Below are 2,621 nucleotides of genomic sequence, written 5' to 3'. Positions count from 1 at the left end.
TCATTAAACGTTTTGTTTTCTGTAATCAATATGTTTGTTATGGGAGGTGTTTTGGCTTATTTTAATTTGCAGATATTTTTTGTGTTTTTTGCAGGAAGTATTCTTTATTTTGGATGGATTACCTTATTCTTAAAACGCAGGGAAGTTCTCGATTATAAGCGTTTTGCAGAGGTTTCGCAAGAGCAGAGCAAAGTTATGGAGCTCATTAACGGAATGCAGGAAATTAAGCTTCATAATGCCGAGAAACAAAAACGCTGGGGATGGGAGTATGTTCAGGCAAGATTGTTTAGGGTTTCTATAAAAGGATTGGTTTTAGAACAAACACAAACGATAGGTTCTTCTGTAATCAATGAGTTAAAAAATATTTTCATCATATTCCTTTCTGCAAAATTAGTCATTGATGGTTCTATAACGTTAGGAATGATGCTGGCGATAAGTTCAATCGTGGGAAGCTTAAACGGACCAATAACCCAGCTTATAGAATTTGTAAGAGAACTTCAGGATGCTAAAATCTCATTGGCCAGATTGTCTGAAATTCATGAAAAAGAAGATGAAACCCAGCAGGAAGTTCATCAGACAAGCGATGTTCCGTATGATTCAGATATTGATATAAAGAATCTTTCGTATCGTTATCTGGGATCTGATATTCCTGTTTTAGACGATTTAACGCTAAAAATTCCAGCCAATAAAGTAACTGCAATTGTTGGGGTTAGCGGAAGTGGAAAAACAACTTTAATGAAGGTGCTTCTTAAGTTTTATGAACCTGAAAAAGGGGAAGTAAATATTGGAAATACACAACTTAAAAATATTTCGCAAAAAGCCTGGAGGTCAAATATAGGAGCGGTAATGCAGGAAGGTTTTATTTTTAGCGATACCATTGCCAATAATATCGCTATTGGAGTTGATAAAGTCGATAAGGAAAGATTGGTATATGCTGCAGATGTTGCCAATATAAAAGAATACATCAGCGGTTTGCCAATTGGTTATAATACTAAAATTGGTGCAGAAGGAGTAGGGATGAGTACGGGACAGAAACAACGTTTGCTAATTGCACGGGCAGTTTATAAAAACCCTGAAATATTATTTTTTGATGAAGCTACATCAGCTTTAGATGCCAATAATGAAAAAGAGATTATGCGCAAACTGGATATTTTCTTTAAAGACAAAACCGTAATTGTTATTGCACATCGATTGAGTACAGTTATGAATGCAGATCAAATTGTAGTTTTGGACAAAGGAAAAATCATCGAAATTGGGAATCATGAGACTTTGGTAAAACTAAAAGGGAATTATTTTGAGTTGGTTAAAAATCAATTACAATTAGGAAATTAAATCATGGCTGAAGACACCACATTCGAACTAAGAAGTGAAGAAGTACAGGACATTCTCACCAAAGTACCACACTGGATGATCCGTTGGGGGACCGTTTTGATATTCATAATTATTTTTATGCTGTTTTTTGTGTCCTGGTTTATAAAATATCCGGATGTTGTAAATACTGAAATTGTAATTACAACCAATATTCCGCCAGAGAAAATAGTTTCTAAATCTTCCGGCCGTATCGAAGCTATTTTGGTAAAAGATAAATCGATCGTGTCAAAAAATAGCACACTTGCTATTATTGAAAATACAGCCAATTATAAAGATGTTTTTTTATTAAAAAAGATAGTTGATCAATATGATATTAATAATCCTAAAAAAGCATTTCCTTTTGCTCTATTAAAAAATACGCAATTAGGAGAGATTGAAAGTGCTTTTGCTGTTTTTCAAAAAGATTATCAGGCTGAACAATTGAATAAGGATCTACAGCCATTTCAAGTTGAAAACAGGGCGCAGGTTTCAGAAAAGGTTCAGATAAAAGAAAGACTGGAAATACTTCAGCAGCAAAAGATAATAAATGAAAGCGAACTGCAGCTTCAGAAAAATGAAATTGCCCGTTTTGAAACTTTGTTTAATAAAGGTATTATTTCGGCTCAGGAGATGGAGGCGAAGAAGCTTGGTTATCTTCAGGCACAAAAGAATTATAAAGGGCTCTTAACGTCTATTTCTCAATTAAAGTCCTCTTTGATTGATAATTCTAAATTAAGTCAGAATTCGCAAATAAGTGGCACTAAAGAAGAAGTTACCTTAGGAAGAAACATGGCGCAATCTTTTTATCAGCTTAAAAAAGTAATAAAAGACTGGGAGATGGCCTATACTTTGAAATCTTCTGTGAGTGGCGTGGTTACTTTTTTGCAGGTTTGGACAGAGAATCAAACCATAAATGTTGGGGATAATGTTTTTTCTATTATTCCGGATACAAAAAATGGTTTTGTTGGAAAAGTAAAAGCGCCGGCGTTGAATTCCGGAAAAATAAAAGTGGGGCAAACTGTAAATATCAGATTAGCAAATTTTCCTGATCGGGAGTTTGGTGTCCTGAAAGGAAAGATTCGAAATATTTCGTTAGTTCCGGATAAAGACGGAAATTTATTATTGGATGTAGCTCTTCCAAGCGGATTGCTGACTTCATATAAAAAGCAAATCGTTTTTCAGCAGGAAATGAAAGGAAGCGCTGAAATTGTAACCGAAGATTTACGATTGATAGAAAGGATTCTATATCAGTTCAAAAGTATTTTTGAGCA

The 2,621-nt window shown here is 34.4% G+C and carries 2 protein-coding genes; both read left to right on the top strand.

The window, feature by feature from the left end; all coding sequences use genetic code 11:
• Positions 1 to 1,332, top strand: a 1,332-nt coding sequence (locus NJT12_RS24700; protein WP_271338768.1) for a peptidase domain-containing ABC transporter, incomplete at its 5' end; no start/stop codon positions are given.
• 3 nt (positions 1,333 to 1,335) lie between these two features.
• Positions 1,336 to 2,621 (top strand): HlyD family secretion protein (locus tag NJT12_RS24695; protein ID WP_271338767.1); only part of this gene is annotated, 1,286 nt, incomplete at its 3' end.

Origin of the sequence: Flavobacterium azizsancarii (genome assembly GCF_027980145.1) — a bacterium.
GTDB classification, from domain to species: Bacteria; Bacteroidota; Bacteroidia; order Flavobacteriales; family Flavobacteriaceae; genus Flavobacterium; species Flavobacterium azizsancarii.
This window is presented reverse-complemented; position numbering and strand designations above follow the sequence as displayed.